Source organism: Collinsella sp. AF23-2, assembly GCF_003459245.1.
Taxonomy (GTDB): domain Bacteria; phylum Actinomycetota; class Coriobacteriia; order Coriobacteriales; family Coriobacteriaceae; genus Collinsella.
Map to the genome: position 1 here is coordinate 1 of NZ_QRVG01000028.1, position 206 is coordinate 206.

Below are 206 nucleotides of genomic sequence, written 5' to 3' on the forward strand. Positions count from 1 at the left end.
CATTGTGGCTCTTGACAGCGGATTGGGTCATATGAGCGAAAGCCCGCCAGAGCGAGCAAGGTGCCTTGAAACGAGGCGGCATTGACCTTCTGGTCATGCCGCCGAAGTTGAAAGGCAGATTGCCGCCCTGGCGGGTTTGCAGCGTCAACTAGTTACGCGATTTGGTAAAACCGCGTAACCCAACTAGAAACGGTTGCCGCGGAAGC